The sequence below is a fragment of the Sinomonas sp. RB5 genome, assembly GCF_054063535.1.
This window is the reverse complement of record NZ_JBSSGJ010000002.1, coordinates 75,860-94,911: the sequence shown is the minus strand read 5'-3', so window position 1 is coordinate 94,911 and position 19,052 is coordinate 75,860. Positions and strand designations below refer to the sequence as shown.

General features: G+C 74.3%; 18 protein-coding genes. 7 read left to right on the top strand and 11 right to left on the bottom strand.

The window, feature by feature from the left end; translation table 11 throughout:
• Positions 1-48: 48 nt before the first annotated feature.
• Both ACVWWH_RS03080 and ACVWWH_RS03075 read left to right on the top strand, forming a co-directional pair.
• Positions 49-321, top strand: coding sequence for an SHOCT domain-containing protein (locus ACVWWH_RS03080; protein WP_457315585.1), 273 nt, complete (start codon positions 49-51; stop codon positions 319-321).
• Positions 318-869, top strand: a complete 552-nt coding sequence (locus ACVWWH_RS03075) for a sulfocyanin-like copper-binding protein (RefSeq protein ID WP_457315584.1) — start codon at positions 318-320, stop codon at positions 867-869. Before ACVWWH_RS03080 ends, ACVWWH_RS03075 begins: the two co-directional genes overlap by 4 nt.
• Here ACVWWH_RS03075 and ACVWWH_RS03070 read toward each other — a convergent pair.
• The 4 genes from ACVWWH_RS03070 to ACVWWH_RS03055 form a co-directional block, all read right to left on the bottom strand.
• Entirely contained in the window at positions 862-2,463 is a 1,602-nt protein-coding gene (locus ACVWWH_RS03070; protein WP_457315583.1) for a multicopper oxidase family protein, read from the bottom strand. The genes ACVWWH_RS03075 and ACVWWH_RS03070 overlap by 8 nt on opposite strands.
• A gap of 166 nt (positions 2,464-2,629) precedes the next feature.
• Positions 2,630-3,007: a DUF6153 family protein gene (locus ACVWWH_RS03065; RefSeq protein ID WP_457315582.1), complete on the bottom strand. Its 378-nt coding sequence runs from the start codon at positions 3,005-3,007 to the stop codon at positions 2,630-2,632.
• 107 nt (positions 3,008-3,114) lie between these two features.
• Positions 3,115-4,779: an ABC1 kinase family protein gene (locus ACVWWH_RS03060; RefSeq protein WP_457315581.1), complete on the bottom strand. Its 1,665-nt coding sequence runs from the start codon at positions 4,777-4,779 to the stop codon at positions 3,115-3,117.
• Between the two features lie 36 nt (positions 4,780-4,815).
• Positions 4,816-5,541 (bottom strand): GntR family transcriptional regulator, encoded by a 726-nt coding sequence (locus ACVWWH_RS03055; protein ID WP_457315580.1) that lies wholly within the window; start codon positions 5,539-5,541, stop codon positions 4,816-4,818.
• Positions 5,542-5,662: 121 nt separating this feature from the next.
• Here ACVWWH_RS03055 and ACVWWH_RS03050 point away from each other — a divergent pair, with 121 nt between their 5' ends.
• Positions 5,663-6,946 carry an MFS transporter gene (locus ACVWWH_RS03050; RefSeq protein WP_229710984.1) on the top strand — a complete coding sequence of 428 codons (1,284 nt, stop codon included), beginning with the start codon at positions 5,663-5,665 and terminating at the stop codon, positions 6,944-6,946.
• A 28-nt stretch (positions 6,947-6,974) separates the two neighbouring features.
• On the opposite strand, the gene ACVWWH_RS03045 is transcribed toward ACVWWH_RS03050, so the two are convergent.
• Positions 6,975-7,559 (bottom strand): TetR/AcrR family transcriptional regulator, encoded by a 585-nt coding sequence (locus ACVWWH_RS03045; protein WP_457315579.1) that lies wholly within the window; start codon positions 7,557-7,559, stop codon positions 6,975-6,977.
• 476 nt (positions 7,560-8,035) lie between these two features.
• Between ACVWWH_RS03045 and ACVWWH_RS03040 the strand changes: the two genes are divergently transcribed.
• The 3 genes from ACVWWH_RS03040 to ACVWWH_RS03030 all read left to right on the top strand — a co-directional run bounded on the left by ACVWWH_RS03040 (position 8,036) and on the right by ACVWWH_RS03030 (position 10,981).
• Complete coding sequence (locus ACVWWH_RS03040) at positions 8,036-9,178, top strand: NAD(P)-dependent malic enzyme (protein ID WP_457315831.1); 1,143 nt, start codon at positions 8,036-8,038, stop codon at positions 9,176-9,178.
• Between the two features lie 48 nt (positions 9,179-9,226).
• Positions 9,227-9,730, top strand: a complete 504-nt coding sequence (locus ACVWWH_RS03035) for a DUF456 domain-containing protein (protein ID WP_066500785.1) — start codon at positions 9,227-9,229, stop codon at positions 9,728-9,730.
• Between the two features lie 303 nt (positions 9,731-10,033).
• Positions 10,034-10,981, top strand: coding sequence for a hypothetical protein (locus ACVWWH_RS03030; protein ID WP_066500778.1), 948 nt, complete (start codon positions 10,034-10,036; stop codon positions 10,979-10,981).
• Positions 10,982-11,155: 174 nt separating this feature from the next.
• Here the strand turns inward: ACVWWH_RS03030 and ACVWWH_RS03025 are convergent, their stop codons facing one another.
• From ACVWWH_RS03025 to ACVWWH_RS03015, 3 genes are all read right to left on the bottom strand, one after another.
• Positions 11,156-11,728 (bottom strand): Lrp/AsnC family transcriptional regulator, encoded by a 573-nt coding sequence (locus tag ACVWWH_RS03025; protein ID WP_457315578.1) that lies wholly within the window; start codon positions 11,726-11,728, stop codon positions 11,156-11,158.
• A gap of 282 nt (positions 11,729-12,010) precedes the next feature.
• Entirely contained in the window at positions 12,011-12,295 is a 285-nt protein-coding gene (locus ACVWWH_RS03020) for a WXG100 family type VII secretion target (protein WP_307006054.1), read from the bottom strand.
• A gap of 158 nt (positions 12,296-12,453) precedes the next feature.
• Positions 12,454-13,035, bottom strand: a complete 582-nt coding sequence (locus ACVWWH_RS03015; protein ID WP_457315577.1) for a hypothetical protein — start codon at positions 13,033-13,035, stop codon at positions 12,454-12,456.
• A gap of 189 nt (positions 13,036-13,224) precedes the next feature.
• Between ACVWWH_RS03015 and ACVWWH_RS03010 the strand changes: the two genes are divergently transcribed.
• On the top strand, positions 13,225-14,259 hold the full coding sequence (locus ACVWWH_RS03010) for an LLM class flavin-dependent oxidoreductase (RefSeq protein ID WP_457315576.1): 1,035 nt from the start codon (positions 13,225-13,227) through the stop codon (positions 14,257-14,259).
• Here ACVWWH_RS03010 and ACVWWH_RS03005 read toward each other — a convergent pair.
• Genes ACVWWH_RS03005 through ACVWWH_RS02995 form a run of 3 tightly spaced genes read right to left on the bottom strand, consistent with a single transcriptional unit; the run spans position 14,205 to position 18,956 of the window.
• Positions 14,205-15,068, bottom strand: coding sequence for an HAD family hydrolase (locus ACVWWH_RS03005; protein ID WP_457315575.1), 864 nt, complete (start codon positions 15,066-15,068; stop codon positions 14,205-14,207). The genes ACVWWH_RS03010 and ACVWWH_RS03005 overlap by 55 nt on opposite strands.
• Positions 15,061-17,781, bottom strand: coding sequence for a phosphoribosyltransferase domain-containing protein (locus ACVWWH_RS03000; RefSeq protein ID WP_457315574.1), 2,721 nt, complete (start codon positions 17,779-17,781; stop codon positions 15,061-15,063). Before ACVWWH_RS03000 ends, ACVWWH_RS03005 begins: the two co-directional genes overlap by 8 nt.
• Positions 17,778-18,956, bottom strand: coding sequence for an HpcH/HpaI aldolase/citrate lyase family protein (locus ACVWWH_RS02995; RefSeq protein WP_457315573.1), 1,179 nt, complete (start codon positions 18,954-18,956; stop codon positions 17,778-17,780). The genes ACVWWH_RS03000 and ACVWWH_RS02995 overlap by 4 nt, the downstream gene beginning before the upstream one ends.
• Positions 18,957-19,052 lie beyond the last annotated feature (96 nt).

Genomic DNA, 19,052 nt, shown 5'->3' with positions numbered 1-19,052 from the left:
GGCCCGAGGGCCCTGTCGCCGCCGGGCCGGCAGGGACCATGCTCGGTGGTGTCGAAGGAGGACGCGATGATGTACGGCTGGTACGGCGGCGGGGGCGTCTGGGCCTGGGTGGTGATGGGCATCGTCATGCTCCTGTTCTGGGGAGGCGTGGCGGCCGTCGTCGTCCTCCTTGTCCGCGGTTCCCGCGGCGGGGCGGCCCACTACCCGCCCGGGGCGCCCCACGACGACCCTGAGCGGATCCTGGCCCAGCGGTTCGCCCGCGGCGAGATCGACGAGACGGAGTACAGGGCCCGCCTCGACGCCCTCAGGCGCAGGCCGTGACGAGGCGGGGCCTGCCCACCGTCCTCATCGCCGCGCTCGCGGCGCTCCTGATGACCGCCGCGTCCCTGCTCGCCCTGGCCCTGCTGGGACCGCCCGCCGCCGTGACGGGAGCGGCGCCAGCGTGCAGCGCCCCCAGCCTCCCGGGAACCACCGTGAGGGTCACCGAGGCGGACATGGGCGCCGGCATGATGGGGCGGTCCGCGATGCGGCGGGGCATGCGGCTCTCCGTGGACAGGGCCTCCGTTCCCCACGGGCAGGTGTCCCTCGTCGCGACCAATCTGGGCAGCGTCCCGCACGAGCTGCTGGTCGTGCCCCTGCCCCAGGGCCAGACCCTCGGCGCCCGGGCGGTGGGAGCCGACGGGACCGTCGACGAGACGGGGAGCCTCGGGGAGGCCTCGGCATCCTGCGCCGCGGGGACGGGCGAGGGCATCGCCCCAGGGGCCGCCTCCTGGGTCACCCTCACCCTCCCCGCGGGCCACTACGAGCTCCTCTGCAACCTCCCCGGCCGCTACCTCGCCGGGATGTTCGCCGAGCTCACCGTCACCTGATGTAGCTGAGCACGCCCATCATGCCCCGGTCCGCGTGGTAGGCGTTGTGGCAGTGGTAGAGCCACTGGCCCGGGTTGTCGGCGTCGAAGACCACGGAGACCGTCTGCCCGGGGCGGACGATGACCGTGTCCTTCCGCGCACCCGTGGCACCCACCTGGAAGGTGTGGCCGTGCAGGTGCATCGGGTGCCACATCATGGTGGTGTTCACGAAGTCGATCTGGACCCGCTGGCCCTGACGCACCTCGAGCGCCCCCGCGTACGGATCGTCCATCGAGAAGCGGCGCCCGTTGATGCCCCAGTCGTAGGCCATCATCGACCCGGTGAGCCTGACCGTGTGCCTCACCGCGGGGGGCTTCTCCGCAAGCCGGACGGCCGCCGCGGAGGTGAGCTGGCCGCCGTCGACCACGGTTCCGCCCAGCGTCGAGGGCAGCGCGGCGGGGAGGGGCCGCTTGCCGGTCCCGGTGCTGATCAGGCCCAGCGCCAGGCCCATCTTGCCCTCCGGGCGGGCCATGAGCGGCGTCCAGCCGGCCGGCACGGTCAGGAGGGCGTCGATCCGCTCTCCCATCCCGAGGACGACGGCGTCGACCTCCTTCCGTTCGACCGGGAACCCGTCCGTGTGGGTCAGCGTGAGCTTCACTCCGGGGGCTCCGACCCGGTACGCGGTGTCGGCGCCGGCGTTGATGATCCGCAGCCGGACCCGCTCGCCCGGCCTGGCCGTGATCGAGTCCGGATCCGAGGGGGTGCGCCCATTGAAGAGGTGCAGGGGGTACTTCACGTCGCCGGCGTCGCCGCCGAGGAAGTCGCTCGTGGAGCCCATGGACATGTACCTGCCTCCGGAGCCCATGCCCATGCCCGTGCCCGGGCCGCCGCTTGGTGCTGCGCCCATGTCCATGCCCTGCATGCCGCCCATGCCCCGGGAGAGCTCGGCGAGGACATCGTCCGGGGTCCCCGTGACGCCGTCGAGCCAGTCGTCCAGGAGGATGACCCACTCGTGGTCGTAGTCCTTGGCCTCTTCCGGGTCATCCACGATGAGCGGCCCGTAGAGCCCGCGGTCGCGCTGGAGCTCCACGTGGGAGTGGTACCAGTACGTTCCCGGATGCGCCAGGCGGAAGCCGTAGGAGTAGTCGGCCCCCGCGGCCACGGCCTTCTGGGTCACGCCCTGCACGCCGTCCTGGCTGTTCTCGATCGCGAGGCCGTGCCAGTGGACGGTGGTCTCCTGGGGCAGCGCGTTGTGGAGGGCGACCTCGAGGCGGTCGCCGACCGTGCCGCGGAGCAGGGGGCCGTTGACCGCGCCGTCGTAGCCCCAGGTGGGGACGCGCCTGCCGTCGAGCGTGGCCGTGAGGGGTGCCGCCGAGAGCGAGGCCCTCACGGTGCGCCCGGTCGAGGCGCGTGACTGCTCGGCGGCCTGGACCGCGGCGTCGGTGGGCAGGACCCGGGTGCCTCCGCTGCCCGAGGGGGCGCCGCACGCCGCAAGGAGTGCGGCCGAGGCGCCTGCGAGGGAAAGGCCCAGGAGCCTGCGGCGCGTCATTGCCGCGCTGAAGGGGCTGGGAACCGGCTGGGGGTCGGGAGTGAGAGGGGAGAGCGTCGCGCTCATGGAAGGTCCTTTGCTGTGGTGGCGCGCCGCGGGCAGACGGGTGCCGGCGGCAGTGGAGGGGGCGGAGGCCGGCCGCGCCCCGGGCAGACGGGGGCGTCGGGCCGGCGCACAGGGCGCAGCCCAGGCCCGGGACCGGGCCGAGCGGCTGCTGCCTGGCTGCCGCTGCCTAGATGCGAAGGATCGAGAGCTCGTGGAGGGAGGGCGGTGTCGGCGGCGGGGCGCGGTGCGCCTCGGCGCGTTCCGCTGCCGCGGGGAGGCCGAGGGCGGCGCCAGACGCGGTCGGAAGTGCGAGGGCCGGGCCGTCCTCGGGCGGCAGCGGCGTGCACATGCCGGCATGGGCCCCGTCGGCGCAGGGCACCGGCCCGGCGCATGCCGTCGCGGCGCATGGCATGGCGGCCGACGCCGAGGTGTGGGCCGCGTGCGGGGACGAGCCACCGGAGGCGAGCGCATGCATCCCGAGCAGGCCCACGATCACCAGGACCGCGGCCACGAGGCCGAAGAGGCCGGCGTGCAGCGGATCGCGGACGCCCCAGCGTCGCTCCATGCCCCGCCTCCTTCGATGCATCCGCCCCGTCCCGCCCATCATACCCCGGAGGGGTATTGTGCGCGGCCCCCCGCCAGGGCCCCCGCCCGGCCGGCCCCGCGCGCGGCCTACCGCCGTCGGCGGCGTCCGAACGTGGTCACGGCGAGGTAGCCGGTGAGGCCGCCGAGCCCAGCGAGACCCGTCCGCACGAGCGGCTCGCGCCACCCGCGCCAGCGCTTGTCGGAGGCGACGACCTCGCCCACCCCGCGGATGAACGCTGCCGCAATCACGCCGGCGAGCACCTTGTTCCCGATCCGCTCCGCGCGGGCCACGAGGGGCTCGAGCTCCGAGGCCCGCAGGTGCACCTCGAAGCCCCCCGAGTCCAGGACCCGGTTCAGGCTGTCCACGAGGTCCGGGACGTCCGAGGCGAGGTCGAGGGCCGTCAGGCCCGCGGCGCGCAGGCCCCGCAGGAGCGCGGCGGGCGAGTACTGCTCGATCAGCAGGCGGCGCACGTGCGGCTCGAGGACGCGGGAGAGGCGGAACCCCGGGTCCAGGACCCGGCCCAGGCCCTCGGCCATGACCATCATCTTGATGACGATCGCCGCCTCGGCCGGCATGAGCAGGCGGTGGCGCCGCACCACCCCCAGGAGCTTCTGGGCCAGCCGGGCGATGTTCACGTCGGCGAGGTCCACGCCGTCGTACAGCTGGATGAACTCGGCGACGTCCGCCGCGAGGCGGGCGCGGTCGGTCACGGGGCCGGTCAGCGACATCGCCTCGAGCGCCCGCGCGAGCCGCCGGGCGTCCTTGCGGGCGAGCGCGATGAGGAGGCGGCCGAGGTTGTCGCGCAGCTTGTCGTCGATCTCTCCGACCATCCCGAAGTCGATGATCGAGATCCGCCCGTCCGGTTCCACGAACATGTTCCCCGGGTGCGGGTCCGCGTGGAAGAAGCCATCCTCGAAGATCATCTGCGCGAGGGCCGCCGCCGAATGGTCCGCGAGGGCCCGCCGGTCCAGCCCCGCGGCGTCGAGAGCCTTGACGTCGTTGATCTTGAGGCCCTCCATGAACTCGAGGGTCAGCACGCGGGACGTCGTCGTCTGCCAGAAGACCCGCGGGAAGCGGAAGCGCTCGTCCCCGGCGAAGTTCGACGCGAACCGCTCGGCGTTGCGGCCCTCCTCGAGGTAGTCCAGCTCCTTGGTGAGCGTGCGGGAGAACTCGCCCACGAGCCCCACCACGTTGTACTCGTCCAGCACCGGCCACGCCCGGCTCGCCCTGACCGCGACGTTGTGGAGGATCTCGAGGTCCTCCCGGATCCGCTCGACCGCGCCCGGCTTGCGGACCTTGACCACCACCTTCGTCCCGTCCGCGAGCCGCGCGCCGTGGACCTGCCCGATCGACGCGCTCGCGAGCGGGGCGTCGTCGAACGCCGAGAACGCCGCGAAGGCGTCCCCGCCGAGCTCCTCGCGGACGACGGCGCGGATCGCCTCCGCGGGGACCGGCGGCGCCGCGTCCTGCAGCTTCGCGAGCTCCGCCTGGTAGGCCTCGGGAATCAGGTCGGGCCGGGTGGAGAGGATCTGGCCGAGCTTCATGAACGTGGGGCCGAGCTCCTCGAGGGCCAGGCGCACGTGCACCGGGCCGCCGACGGGGCTGCCGGGCATCGCCGCGCCGCCGCGGCCGCGCGGGACCAGCCGGCCGAATCCGGCCCGGGCGAGCACCTGGCTCAGCCCGTGACGGGCCAGCACGTCCGCGATCTCGCGGTAGCGCCGTGCATGGGTGGTCCAGGGACTCGCGGCCATGGAACGAGCCTACCGGGACTGCCCCGCGCGGCGGCGCTACCGGACCTGCTCGCCCAGCTGCTCCGCCAGCCCCTCCTGGACCGGCCCGCGCCCCGCCTCGACATGGGCCTCGGACAGCGCCTGGGCGAGGTGGGGCTGGCCGGTGATGATGGCGTCGGCGAGGCCCTCGTGCTCGCGGGCGCTGACCTCGAGGGGCCGGTTGACCGAGAGGCCGAAGACCCAGCGGTTCAGCCCGCGCAGCGGCCTGATGGACCGCTCGAGGAGCGCGTTGTCCGTGAGCGCGATGATCTGGTCGTGGAACGAGGCGTTGAGGTCCGAGGCGAGCTCGGCATCGCCGGCGGCGAGGGCCGCCTGCGCGGCGGCCAGCGTGTCCCTGAGGACCGAGGCATCCGCGCGGCCCTCGGCGACGCGCTCCGCCGCGCGGGCAGCGGCGAAGGACTCGAGCAGCACCCGCAGGTCGAACAGCTCGTCCACGTCCTTGAGCGTCAGCTTCCGCACCACCGCCCCGCGGCGCGGGGCTGTGACCAGGAAGCCGTCCTGCTCGAGCCGGTGGATGGCCTCGCGCACCGGGATGCGGGAGACCCCGTACTGCTCGGAGAGCTCGCGCTCGCGCAGGCGCTGGCCCGGCTCGAGCTGGCCGGACACGATCGAGTTGATGATCTGCTGGTAGACCTGGGCGGCCATCGCCTCGTCCGGCACTGTTCCGGCGTCCGGCGCTGTTCCAGCGGCCGCCGCGTTCTCTGCGTACTCCACGTTCTCCACGCAGGCGACGATACCCGCTGATCCGGTACGCTCCCGCGCGCGGGCGCGGCGTCATGCAGGGTCCGACGGCACCGTTCTGCCGTACCCTGAGGACACCAGTCCAGCCCAGCCGGAGGTCCCCGTGGCCGTGCCCCACCGCCCCGCCGCCGCCCAGCCCGGCACGGCCGTCCCCGCCGAGCCCACCACCCCGGTGCGGTTCCCCTGGATCCTGGGCGTGGTCCTGGTCAACGTGGGGATCAACGTCGCGTTCTTCGGCCCGCTCCAGGTGCTCCTGGCGCAGCAGGCTGCGGCCTTCGATCCGGGCCGGAAGGAGGCCATCTTCGCGCTGGTCACCGGCGCGGGCGCGGCCGTGTCCATGATCGGCAACCCGCTGGCCGGCGCCCTCTCCGACAGGACCCCGGGCCGGTTCGGCCGGCGGCGCCCCTGGGTGCTCTTCGGCGCCGTGGGCGGGGCGATCGGGCTCGTGGCGCTCGCGGGCGCGCCGGACGTGGCCGTCATGACGGCCCTGTGGTGCCTCGTGCAGGCCGGCTGCAATGCCGCCTACGCTGCGATCACCGCCGCCATCCCGGACAAGGTGCCGGTGACCCAGCGCGGCACCGTCGGCGGCCTCGCCTCCATGGGCATCACGGTGGGCATCCTGCTCGGCGCGGTGGTGGCGGCCGTCGTCGCCGGCAGCTTCTCGCTCGGCTACGTGGTGTGCGCGGCGGTGCTCGTCCTCGGGACCGTGGTGTACCTCGTCTCCGCCGGGGACGCTGCCCTCCCGCGCGGCGCGTTCCGCCGATTCTCCCTCCCGGCGTTCCTCGGCTCGTTCTGGATCAGTCCCCGGCGGCACCCGGACTTCGCGTGGGCGTGGTTCACCAAGCTGCTCGTGAACGTGGGGAACCACATGATCCTGCTCTACCTCGTCTACTTCCTGACGGACGAGGTGCGGATCGAGCAGACCACCGGGATCGCCCCGGCCACCGGCGTGCTCATCCTCACCGGCATCTACGCGGTGCTCGTCATCGTGACGAGCGTGGTCGGGGGCCGGCTCAGCGACCGCATGGGCCGGCGGAAGCCGCTCGTGATCCTCTCCTCGTGCGTCATCGCCGCGGCGTCGCTGACGATCGGGCTGTTCCCGACCTGGGCCGGGGCCATCGCGGGCGCGAGCGTGCTCGGCATCGGGTACGGGGCCTACCAGGCCGTCGACTTCGCGCTCGTCACGCAGGTCCTCCCGCGCGCCGAGGACCGCGGCAAGGACCTCGGGGTCATCAACGTCGCCAACTCGCTGCCGCAGGTCATCGCCCCGGCGATCGCCTACCCGTTCGTCGCGTTCCTCGGCGGGTACGTCTCGCTCTACATCGCCGCGGCCGTGATCGGCCTGCTCGGGGCGGTGTTCGTCACCCGCATCCGCAGCGTCGCCTGACGCCGCACCGCAGGCGGCAGGCGGGGCCTCAGCGGGCGCGGGCCACCCGCCGTCGTGCGACGATCTCGCACGCCGCCTTGAGCTGCTGCTCCGCCTCATAGGGCATGAGCCGGCCCGTCCGCACCGCGGAGACGAGCCCCGAGACGACGAGCACGATGCTGCGCCCCCGCTCCGCATCGCCGGCCAGGCGCCCCAGGACCGACCAGGACAGCTCGTCCACCTCGCCGATGAGCGCGGAGAGCTCATGGTCCGCCGGCACCACGAGCTCGTCGAGGCACGAATTGACGGCCGGCTGGGCCAGCCGCATCGCGAACAGCTCCACCGCGGCGCCGGCCAGGGCGCTGGCCCGCTGCGCATCGGTCCGCGACGCGGCCACCCGGTCCTCGACCCGGTTCCTCAGTTCCAGGAGCTGGCGACGGTGCAGGCCCAGGAGCAGGTGCGCGGACGAGGGGAAGTACCGGTATGCGGTGCTCGAGGAGACCCCGGCCTCGTGGGCCACCTCGGTGACGTCCACGTCGGGATACTCGCGCGTCGCGAACTGCGCCGCCGTATCCAGGAGCTGCTCGTACCGGGCCGCCATGCGCGGGGTCGCCGGAGGTGGAGCAGGGGTCACCAGATCGTGGGGCAATTCGAGCACTGCGAAGCAACCTCTTTCCGGACGCTGGGGGGCCGTTCGGCACGCGGACAGAGAGGGGACCGGGGGACTGTCCAACTATACGCCAGCGGCCCAGCAGCGCCCGGGTGGCCGACGCCGTCCGCTTCCGCCTTGCGGAAGGACGCCTCCATCGACCTATGATGTCCCTACCTCTTTCCCGAGGCCGGTGCTCGCACGGTCATCCCCGCGCATGAGCCGGCTCCCGGAAGTGCCGAACCCGGCAATCACCCCGGATCCCCCTCAAGGCCGCGCGCTGGAGAGCTGTGCCGACAAAGCGGTCGGCCGTCCTCCCGCGCGAGGCCCGCCACGCCGTCGTGCGCCCTTCACTACCCGCGGCCCGAGCCGCGAGCGCGGCGGCACCTGACCCAGGAGACACTGCCGTGACTGCTCCCACTGATACCTTTGCCCCTTCTTCCGAGTCGCTTGCCGAGCCGATCAGCGCCGAGGAGATCTTCGCCGCGCACGAGGGCGGGAAGCTCTGCGTCGCGGTGGAGCGCCCGCTGGCGACGAAGCGGGACCTCTCGATCGCGTACACGCCCGGGGTCGCGCAGGTGAGCCGCGCGATCGCGGCGGACCCGGCCCTGGCCCGGACCCACACCTGGGCCTCGCGGCTCGTGGCCGTCGTCTCCGACGGGACGGCGGTGCTCGGGCTCGGGGACATCGGGCCGTCCGCATCGCTGCCGGTGATGGAGGGCAAGAGCGCGCTGTTCAAGACCTTCGGCGGCCTGGACTCGATCCCGATCGTGCTGGACACGACGGACGTGGACGAGATCGTCCAGACGCTGGTGCGGATCGCGCCCTCGTTCGGGGCGGTGAACCTCGAGGACGTGGCGGCGCCGCGCTGCTTCGAGCTCGAGGCCCGGCTGATCGAGGCCCTGGACATGCCGGTGATGCACGATGACCAGCACGGCACTGCCGTGGTGGTCCTGGCGGCGCTGACGAATGCCGCCACGGTGGTGGGCAAGGAGCTGTCCTCGATGCGGGCCGTGATCGCCGGTGCCGGGGCGGCCGGGATCGCGATCGCCGAGATCCTGCTCGCCTCGGGCCTGACCGATGTGGTCCTGCTCGACTCCAAGGGCGCCATCCACGCCGGCCGGCCCGGCCTGTCCGGGCTCAAGGCCGAGTACGCGGCCCGGACCAACCCGCGCCGGGTCGAGGGCGGGACCGCCGAGGCCCTCGCGGGGGCGGACGTCTTCATCGGCGTCTCCTCCTCGACCGTGCCGGAGGAGGACCTGGCCGGGATGGCCGAGGGCGCGATCGTGTTCGCCCTGTCCAACCCGGACCCCGAGGTCGCCCCGGACGTCGCCGCCCGCCACGCTGCCGTGGTGGCCACCGGCCGCAGCGACTTCCCGAACCAGATCAACAACGTCCTGGCCTTCCCGGGGATCTTCCGCGGTGCCCTCGATGCCGGAGCCCGGCGGATCACGCCGGCGATGAAGCTCGCCGCCGCCCGCGCGATCGCCGGGCTCGCCCTCGACGGGCTCTCCGCCGACTACATCGTCCCCAGCCCCCTCGACCCCCGCGTGGCCCCCGCCGTCACCGCAGCGGTCGCCGCCGCCGTCGTCCCGGGGGAGTAGGCGCCGCCCTCCCGACATCCCCCACGCCGGCCGTGGCAGGATGGCCGCGTGGATACCAGCCTCCTCGCGGCCCTCCTGTGCGGCCTCGCCCTCGCCGTGTCGGTGCTCGGCACGATCCTTCCGATACTCCCGGGGAGCGTCCTCGGGATTCTCGCCCTGCTCGAGTGGGCGCTCTTCGGCGGGGCCGGGGCCGGCGGATGGGCGGTGTTCGCCATCGGCACGGTGCTGTTCACCGCCGGGATGGGTGCCTCCTATGTCCTCACCGGGCGCAGGCTCGCTGCCCGCCAGGTGCCCAACGGCTCCATCCTCGCGGCCACCGTTGTCGCCGTCATCGGCATGTTCACGGTGCCGGTCATCGGGCTGTTCGTGGGATTCGCGGTGGGGCTGCTCGGGAGCGAATGGGTGAGGACGCGCGATCTCCGGGCGGCTGGGGCGTCCTCGTGGGCTGCGCTGAAGGCTCTGGGGCTGGGGCGCCTCGCCGAGTTCGCGTTCGCGGCCGTGGCCGCGACGGTCTGGGTCATCGGGGCCTGGGTGCACTTCGCGGCCCGCTGACCCTCCCGGGCCTCTCTCCGTTGCCGCCCGTTTCCCCCCTTTCCCCCCCGGTTTCCCCCGTTTCGGGTACGCATCTCGTCGCCTTTTCGGGCTTTCGGGTACACCCCGCTTCTGCACGGCGCCGCACCTGCGGCGACCTTCCGCGCACGACGCCGCGCGGCGCCGGCGTCGTCCGTCCCCCCCCCCCGGGCTTCCCTCGGGGCCGGGGGCCAGCAAGTGTACCCGGAACGCCAAAAGGGCGACGAGATGCGTACCCGGAACTGGGCTGGGGGTGCGGGTGCCGGTCTCGCTAGCATGGGGGGCATGCCTTCCCGCGAACTGGGCGGCCGCCCCTCGTTCCACGACACGCGCGACCTCACGCCCTTCCGCGGCGCGCAGGTCTACGCCCCCGTGCGCGGCATCGGGCGTCGCCTGGCCCAGCGGGTCACCGGCAGGACCCGGGCGCCGCGGCTGAGGCCGTTCGCGTCCAAGGTGGAGAAGCAGGTCCACGCGGCCGTGTTCGCCCACGCGGAGCCGGAGCGGCTCGTGGTGATCGCCCGCGCCTACCCCAGCTGGTCCGGCCTCTGCTATGTCATGGCCGGCCTCCAGGCGTACCGGTCCCACCATCACTCCCAGGCCGCCGAGCTCCTCGCCCGCGGGCTCGCGGGCACGAGCGAGCCCGCCGCTGCCGCGTTCGCCATCCAGTACCTCGGCGCGGTGCGGCACTGGATCGAGGTCTCGGACGGGGTTGAAGTCGAGGTCCTCTTCAGCGAGGAGGCCGTGTGCCTCGCCCTCGCCCACAGCCTCCGGGAGGTCGGCCGCCCGGACGAGGCGCTCGCCGTCCTCGCCCCGCTGCCGCCCTCGATGCCCACCGCCCTCGCCTCGTGCCACCTCGCCGAGGTGCTGGGCCGCCCGCACGACGTCGTGGCCTGGACCGAGGGCCTGGCCAACGCGAGCGACCTCGCCGCGGCCCTCCTCGTGCTGCGCGCCCGGGCCCTGCGCGAGCTCGGACGCCGCGCCGACGCCCTCGCCGCCGTCCGCGAGGCCCTCCGGCGCCGCCGCACCGCGTTCGCGGTCAAGAACTCCGCCGCCACCGAGCGGGCGCTGCTCATGCTGGGCGTGGGCAGGCGCCGGCGCGGGGCGGCCTCCGCGCCTTCCTCCGCGTTCGACGAGCTGCGAGCGCTCACCCAGGCCCGGCGCGCGCGGGACACCGCGGCCCGCGAGCTGTGGCTGAAGGACTTCGAGGACCTCGAGCGCGGGGCAGGGGAGTAGCCGAGCGCCCCGCGCGCGGACGACGGCGGGTGCGCGCCCGGCGTCGTGCGCCCACCCGGGTGTCCCCCGCCACCCGCTTCCGGGTACGAACCTCGGCGTGCCCGAGACGGCCGAAGGGCGACGAGATGCGTACCCGAAACGGTGAAAGGGCGACGAGATGCGTACCCGAAACGGTCAGGGGAGGGGGTGCCTGCGCGGGGCCGGGGCGGCGGGCGACGGCGCCCCGTCCCCGCCGTCCTCCGCCTCGAGGAGCGCGGTGGTCCGGTACGGGATGACCGTGCGCAGGATCATGCGGGTCGACGTGCGCCGGATGCCCGGGCACAGCCGGATCTCCTCGGACACGCGGTAGAGGTCGTCGGGGCTCGTGGCGACGGCGCGGATGAGGAGGTCGGTGTCCCCGGCCGGCGCCAGGCACTCGAGGACCTCGGGGATCCGGCGCAGCGCGGCGACGGCCTCGTTGATGTGGCTCTGGTCCAGCTCGGCGCTGACCTCGGCGAGGACGCCGCGGCCCAGCCCCTCGGGGTGCACCCGCGTGCTGCTGGCGCGGAGCACGCCGCTCGCGGCCATGCGCTCGAGCCGGGACTGCACGGTCCCGCGCGCGAGGCCCAGGCGCTGGGCGAGCACCATGATGGGCGCGCGCGGGTCCTCGTCCAGCGCGAGGAGGATGCGGCGGTCGGTGCGGTCAAGCTGCTGCGTTCTGATCACTCTCCGCGGCTGAAACGGTTCGGGGCTGGTCAGATTGACCATCAGCGGGCGTCCCTGTTGTCACTGGTGCTCGCCGGTTGCTCTGATGGTAGCAGTCAGCCCGACGGACCCACCGGCCCGGACGGCGCGGCGACGGCCAGCGCGGGACACCCACCGCACAGGCCCGAGCGGCCCCACCAGGCCCGGCCGCAGCAGGACCCCCGGGACTCCAGCAAGGGAGCCGGACAGCGGGAGAGGCCCCACGGCTGGTGCCGTGGGGCCTCTCGCGGTCAGCGCCCGGTCAGCGCTCGGTGAGCGCGGCGGCACGGGGGCCGCGGTGGGCTGCTAGTGCAGGCTGCTGGAGGTCTGCTCCTGGGCCGTGGCGTTGGTGTTCATGGTGCGCGAGGCGTCGCGCAGCTGCTCGACGAGCTTGGCCAGGGACTTCATGCCCGTGGACTGCCACTCGCCCTTGAACTGCTCGGCGTCGCGGCCGGCCCAGTTGGCCGGGATGTTGTTGTTGATCAGCGCATTGAGGTTGTTCTTGATCTGGTCCACCTCGTTGGCCTTCGCATCGAACTGCTTCGCGACACCGCGGAGCTCGGCAACGTTGGCGCCCTGCTGAATAGCCATGGTCTTTCCTTCCGTCCTGCCCCTCGGGCTTCCCCCGTGGACTTGGCTCCACGCTATACGCCGCCCAGCGCCCGCCGCGATGGGGAGAACTCCACACGGAAAGGGGCCCGGCACCGCGGCTCGCGCGGCACCGGGCCCCAGGGGCTGTGACTGCCCAGTCAGCTCGCCCGGCTGACCACGAGGACCGGCTGGGTCCCCGTGTGCGGCCCGGGCCGGGCGGGGAGCGGACGGGCGGGGCGCATGCGGGCGACGGCGGCGGGCTCGCTCGGGCGCGCCGGCGCTGGGTGGTCTTCGATCGGGGCAGGAGCCTGGGCGACGGCCAGGGCGGGCGCGAGAGCCGGTATCGCGACCTCCTCGTCGGCGGGCTGCGCGTCCTCGGCGTCGATGGCCCGCGGGCCACGGGATTCCGCGGCGGAGGCGGAGGCGGCCGTGGCGGAGGCCTGCTTCGCGGCGAGGAGCGCGTCCGCCTTGGCGATCACCGCCCGGCGCGCGTACTCGGCGCGGGCGTCCTCGGTCTCTGCGGCAGGGCCCTCGACCGCGGCCGCGCGCTGGGCGAGCACCCGATCGACGAGTCCGCGCGCAGCCCGCAGCACGGCCATGCTCACCGATGCGACCCCCTGGCCAGCGCCGGCGATCATCAGCGTGATGACGGTGGCCACGGTGAGGAACAGCAGGAGCGCGCCCCCGATCATGAGCGTCCCGAAGTACACAAGGTTCGTCACCATCAACGCATCGTCCACAGCAGCTCCTCCCACGAGCTCGGGTGTCCCCGGCACCGGCCACAACCCCTTCATTCTTTCCCGCGCGCCCCGCCAGTAACACCCGGAATCGAGGACGTTGCTGAAACGCAATGGACCTGTTACCCAACGTGACATCAGGCTCACACTTGTCTCGGGAACATCTCGGTCCGCGGGCCGGTTGCCGCCCTTGTGACCGCACTTTCCATCCTTGACCTCGCTCCCGTCGTGGAGGGCTCCGACGTGGCCGGCGCGCTGGCTGCCGCGACCAGGCTCGCACGCCTCGCAGAGGAGACCGGCTACCGGCGGCTCTGGTACGCCGAACATCACAACACGGACGCCCTCGCCTCGAGCGCCACCGCGCTGCTGATCGCCAACGCGGCCGCGAACACGTCCACCCTGCGCGTCGGCTCCGGCGGCATCATGCTCCCGAACCACGCGCCCCTCGCCGTCGCCGAGGCGTTCGGCACGCTCGCGAACCTGTACGGCGACCGGATCGACCTCGGCCTCGGGCGCGCGCCCGGGACGGACCCTCGCACGGCGGCGCTCCTGCGCCGCGGCGCCCGGGACGACGGCGAGGGCGCCTTCGCCGCCAACATCCGGCTCCTCGCCTGGTTCTTCGGCGAGCAGGAGGACGACGCCGAGAGCGTGCAGCTGTCCCAAGGAGTCCACGCCGCTGTGGCCCGAGGCACCCACGTCCCGCTGTGGGTCCTCGGAAGCTCGACGGCGGGCGCGGCCATTGCGGGCCAGCTCGGCCTGCCGTTCGCGGCGGCCAGCCACTTCGCCCCGTTCCAGCTCTCGGAGGCGATCTGGACGTACCGGCAGATGTTCAACCCCTCTGCCCCGACCGCGCAGATCTCCGAGCCGTACGTCATGGCCGGCGCGAACCTCATGGTTGCCCCCACCCGCGAGGAGGCGGAGTTCCTCTTCACCACCCACCAGCAGATGTTCGTGGCGATCCGGCGGGGCACCCGCGGGCCGCTGCGTCCGCCGGTCCGCGAGATGGACTGGGCCCCGCACGAGGAGCAGATGGCCACCTCGGCGCTGCGCTTCTCCGCCGTCGGCACCCCCGGCAAGGCGGCAGAGTTCCTGCGGGTCTTCGCGGCCTCGTACGGGATCGACGAGATCATCCTCACCGGCTACGCCCACGATCCCGCGATGCGCGAGCGCTCCTACCGCCTCATGGCCGAGGAGTGGGCCAAGGACGCCTCGGCCCCCGCCGCCTGAGGGCCCGAGGGGACCGTGGCCGCCTCCAGCGCCGCCCGGAGAATCTCCTCGCCTGCCAGGACCCCGGCGCTCTCCGTCACCCGCAGCCCCGGCCGGGTGTAGCCGGCGTCCTCGAGCTCGCCGTGCCGGGGGCGCAGCGGGAGGTCGGCCAGCTCGAGCAGGCCCCGGTCCAGGAGCGAGTCCCCGGCCGCGACGAGCTCGCTCGCCCCGACGCGCTCCATGACCTCGGCGACGGCGGACTCCTTGGTCACGGCCGAGGGGACGCAGTAGAGCTTGCGGCCCTGGAGCGAGACGACCCAGCCGCGCCCGGCGCACCAGCCGGAGAGGTCCGCCAGCCATCCCGCCGGCAGCGCGGCCCGGTCCACGATCGCGTAGGCGAACAGGTCCTCGGCCGTCCGGACCCGGTCCACCCAGGGGGGAGCGTTCTCGCACATCCGTGCCAGAACCTCGCCGATGGGTGCGGACCCGCGGGCGACGGCGCCGCGCACCCGGGCGGACCACGCGCCGTCGGGCGTCCCGCCGTGCAGGAGGACCCCGCCGTTGGTGGTGATCGCGTAGGGGGTCGCCGGCAGCTGGACGCGGGCGAACTGGGCCTGGGTCCTGGTGGTCACGGGGACGAGGACGGCGCGGCCGAGCAGCTCGTGCAGGAGGTCCTCGGCCGCCCGGGTCATGTAGCTCAGTGGGGCGTTCTCGTAGACCTCGCTCACCACGAGCCGGGGCGCGTCCCGGTCAGGGCCCTCGAGGTGGAGGGCGCGGGCGGAGTAGATGAGGGTGCGGTCGAGGTCGCACGCCACCACCGTCCTAGACATCGGCCACCGCCTTCCCGTCGGCGCCGGTCGCACCGGGCGTGAAGCGCGGGTGGATGAGCCCCACGCAGCTGTACGGCAGCCCCTCCGCCGGCTCCACCGGCACCCCCCGCTGGGCGGCGAGCAGCAGCACGTGGGCGAGGTCCCCGCACAGGAGGCGGCCGGCGTCGTCCGTGGCGAGCAGCTCCGGGCGGGCGAGCACCTTCCAGGGCACGCGGCGCAGCAGCACGCGGGTGGTCTCCCCGACGCCGGGCTTGACGAGGTTCACGGCGCTGCGGAGGGGCCCGAGGCCCTGCTCGGCGGCGATGCGCTCCACGGCGGCCCACCCCGCCCACGTCGGCTCCGCGGGGGGCCCGGGCAGCCCCGAGCGGATGTCGGGGAAGCGCGCCGCCACCGCATCGACGAACTCGTTCGAGACGTCCCGCGGCGCGAGCTCGCGGTAGAACTTGGCCCCGTGCGTCTCGTGCGGGCCGATCAGCGCGCGGTTGAACACCGTGCGGGAGACGAGGCCCGAGACGGTCGAGTTCAGGCACGCGGAGGGGATGAGGAAGTCGTCCCGCGTGCCGAACACGCGCACGCACCGCCCGGGGTCGGCCAGGACGGCGAGCTCGGGGGAGAGACGCACGCCGTCCGAGCCGGCGAAGTCCTCGAGCGCCGCGGCGAGCTCCCGCGTGATCGCGCCCTTGCCCGTCCACCCGTCCACGAACATGATCTGCTCGGGCCGGTGGCGGGTGAGCAGCCAGCGCAGCGCGTTCGCGTCGATCCCGAGTCCGCGCACGATGCTCATCGTGTAGTGCGGCACGTCGAGGCCGTGGGCGTGCGCGGCCCACCGGCGCATGAGCACCCCGACGGGGGTCCCGGCCCGGGCGAGCGAGACGAGCACCGGCTCCCGCCCGCGCAGGGCGAGGACCTGCTCGGTGACGTCGGCGACCGCCTGCGCGATCCGCGCGCCGGACGCCGCGAGCGCCTCGCGGAAGAGGGCCTGGTACTCGGGGCTCGGCTCGTACTCCTGCGGCAGGGACTCCGCGTAGCTCGCCCGGCCGGACTGGATCGCGGCCTCGCGCTCGTGGGCCGGCGCCTCGAGGCGCGCGCCGGAGAGGTCCTTGAGCAGCCAGCCGACGTCCTCGGGCGGGTACGAGCCGAACGCCCCTGGGTGCGTGCCGCCGCGCAGCGGCTCCGGGTACGGCGGCTCGGCCCCGAGGTGGAGCACGACGACGGTGCCCGCCGCCCGCGCGAGGGCCTCGGTGACGCTGGGCTCGCCGTGGGCCCCGGTGCCGGGCAGGCCCGCGACGGAGAGGTCCTCGGGCGCCGTGCCGGGCTCGGGCACGTAGACGATCGCGTCGAAGCGCTCGCCGGCGGTCACGACGTTGTACGCGTGGCGGCGGCCGGTGCCCGGGGCGCCGTCGAGGGCGTGGTCGTGGGAGGAGAACGTGAGCGTCGAGCGGACCGCGTAGCCCGGCTCGTCGTGGACGTGTACCGGGGAGCGGGTGGTCGAGGAGAAGAGGGTGCCCGGGAAGTCGGCGGTGAGGGCGTCGGCGACGGCGAGGGGCAGCGCGAGGTGCTCCTCCGCGCCGAGGACCAGGACCCGGGCCGTCCGCGGGAGCCCCTTCCCGGCAAGGGCGGCGGCCGCGGCGCGCGCGGCGGGGGCGGCCAGGTCGGCGAGCCGGACCCCGTGCGGGCCCGCCGTGTCGACGCCGAACCGGGCGCTCCGCACCGCGCCGAGGTGACCCCATGGGTGCGCGAGGTGCCCCTGTGGGCGCGTGAGGTCAGCCCGTGGGCGCGCGAGGTCGGGGCCGGGGGACTCGGCCAGCCAGTGCGCGGCCCTGGCGAGGACGTCGGCAGGCAGCGAGACCGAGCCCTCCCCGAGCGCCACGACCGTCAGCCCGCATCCGAGCTCCCCGGCGAGCCGCTCGAACTCGGCGCGGTCCTCGGCGCCGCGGAGGTCGACCAGGGTGGCGACCACGTACCGCCGGCGGGGCGGCGCCGCGCCGGAGGGGCCGGCGTCGTGCGTTGTCTGCGGGCGCCACGCGGCGTGCAGCTCCCGCACCGTGTTGAGGACCGTGCGGCCGGTGGAGAGCTCGTCGTCGACCAGCACCACCGTGGCGGCGCGGGCGAGCCGGGTGGGGTCGCTGGGCACGAGGGTGTGCCCGGTCGCGTGCGAGTGCTCCTCCTCGAAGCCGCCGAAGGGACGCACGGGGGTGCTCAGCCGGGTGGAGTGGAGGTAGTACGAGCCGAGGTGCTCGGCGACGGCGTGCCCCAGGCCGGTGGCTGTCTCGGCGTAGCCGAGGGTCACGATCTGCTCGCTGCCGGCGGGCCGCGCCGGCAGGGGGAGGGGCTGCGCGCCCGACGGCGCGTCCCCGGCAAGGCGGGCCAGGAGCGCCCGGGCGGCCTCCTCCAGCGGGGGGCCGGGGGCGGCGCCGCCGGCGGGGCCGAGCCCCAGCTCGCGGGCCACGGCCGCGCCGAGGAGCCGCGCGGCGCCGAGCGCGACCGCCGGCGGAGTGGGCACGTGCTTGGCCAGGACGCGCGAGACGAGCAGCTGGGCGCGCTTAGGATTGCGCCGCACCGCGAGGCCCACGAGCGCGTCGACGGGCAGGAGGCTGGCGGGCGCGGTCGTCAGGGTGATCCCGAGCCGGTCGCGGACCACGGTCCCGGGCCACTCGCGCTCCGGCGGGGTGACGTCGCGGTCCAGGGGGGTGACCTCGGCGGTGTCCGTCATTTCATGCTCGCTTCCAGCAGGTCCACGAAGGTCACGTCCGGGCGGGCGACGCCGAATGCGTCGGCGCGCAGGAGGGTGCGGCGCGCCCAGGCCCGGTGGGGCTTGGCCTCGTTCATCCGCACGCCCGAGCGGGACGCCACCGCCCCGCCGCCCTCGGCGGCCATGATGTCCACGGCATCGAGGTACTCGTCGTGCGCCACGACGTGGAGCGCGTGCACGAGCGGGACGTGGGAGGGGTGGATCACGGTCTTGCCGAGCAGGCCGTTGGCGAGGTCGAGCTCGATCTCCCGCAGGAGCCCGTCGAGGTTCGCGCCGAGGAGCTGCTCGCGCAGGACGCCCGAGTTGGCCGCGTCGAAGGGGGTCGCGCGCAGGAGCGGCCGCAGGATCCGCTCGGTGTTGGTGTAGTGCTCCCAGACGGGGCCCGAGATGACCCACCCGCCGTCGGCCCGGCCGAGGATGCCCACGACGTCGGCGATCACCTCCGCGACCACGGCCACGTGGTAGATGGTCAGGTCGCGCGAGCGGCGCAGCCCGTAGGCGGAGGCGATGTCCGTCGCCCCGATCCGCACCGACAGGATGAGCTCACGGTGGGCCTCGAGCAGGTCGCGGACCGCGATCAGGGCCTCCGGCCGGCTCTCGCGGTGCGTGGTCACGGGATGCTCGATGATGGGCATGGCCCGCAGGGGCGCCTGCAGCGAGAGCTCGGCGTTGAGCTGCTCGAGGGCTTCGAGGAAACGCTCCGCGCGGCCCGAGGCGTTCTCGAACTTGGGCAGCACGAAGCCCGTGAGGACGCACGCCGCGTCCCCGAGCCGCCGGCCGAGGGCGAGCAGCTGTTCGGGCGAGCGGGGCCGCACGAACAGCAGCGGCAGCGTCCGCGCCCGGGCCGGCGCGTCGAGTGCGGCGAGCTCAACGAGGGCCCCGGCCACGTTGTCCTCGGCGCTCTCCACGGCCGAGTCGGGAACGGCGTCCTCGAGGCACAGCACGGTGCTCGTGCAGCCGGAGCGGGCGCGGCGCAGGATTCCCTCGGCGAGGCCCGGCCGGGTGCCGGGCGTGTAGAGCGTGGCGCCGAGGCCGACGGCGAGGGCCTCCGCGCCGCTGTCGGGGCCGAGCTCGCGGGGCCGGCGGGCGAAGAGCCGCTCGCGGGTGCTCGCGGTGAGGTACGAGTAGTGCAGCACGGGGTCCCCCAGGTGTCGGTGCGTGCAAGAACGGTGCGTGTCCGTCCCCGGGCGCGGCGGGGCCGGTGGTCGGGCCGGCCGGGTGCGCGGACGGGC

Coding starts and splice junctions, on each gene's coding strand:
- ACVWWH_RS03000 (WP_457315574.1), bottom strand. CDS start 17,781: ATGACGGACACCGCCGAGGTCACCCCCCTGGACCGCGACGTCACCCCG.
- ACVWWH_RS03020 (WP_307006054.1), bottom strand. CDS start 12,295: ATGGCTATTCAGCAGGGCGCCAACGTTGCCGAGCTCCGCGGTGTCGCG.
- ACVWWH_RS03065 (WP_457315582.1), bottom strand. CDS start 3,007: ATGGAGCGACGCTGGGGCGTCCGCGATCCGCTGCACGCCGGCCTCTTC.
- ACVWWH_RS03005 (WP_457315575.1), bottom strand. CDS start 15,068: ATGTCTAGGACGGTGGTGGCGTGCGACCTCGACCGCACCCTCATCTAC.
- ACVWWH_RS03060 (WP_457315581.1), bottom strand. CDS start 4,779: ATGGCCGCGAGTCCCTGGACCACCCATGCACGGCGCTACCGCGAGATC.
- ACVWWH_RS03070 (WP_457315583.1), bottom strand. CDS start 2,463: ATGAGCGCGACGCTCTCCCCTCTCACTCCCGACCCCCAGCCGGTTCCC.
- ACVWWH_RS03030 (WP_066500778.1), top strand. CDS start 10,034: ATGCCTTCCCGCGAACTGGGCGGCCGCCCCTCGTTCCACGACACGCGC.
- ACVWWH_RS03025 (WP_457315578.1), bottom strand. CDS start 11,728: ATGGTCAATCTGACCAGCCCCGAACCGTTTCAGCCGCGGAGAGTGATC.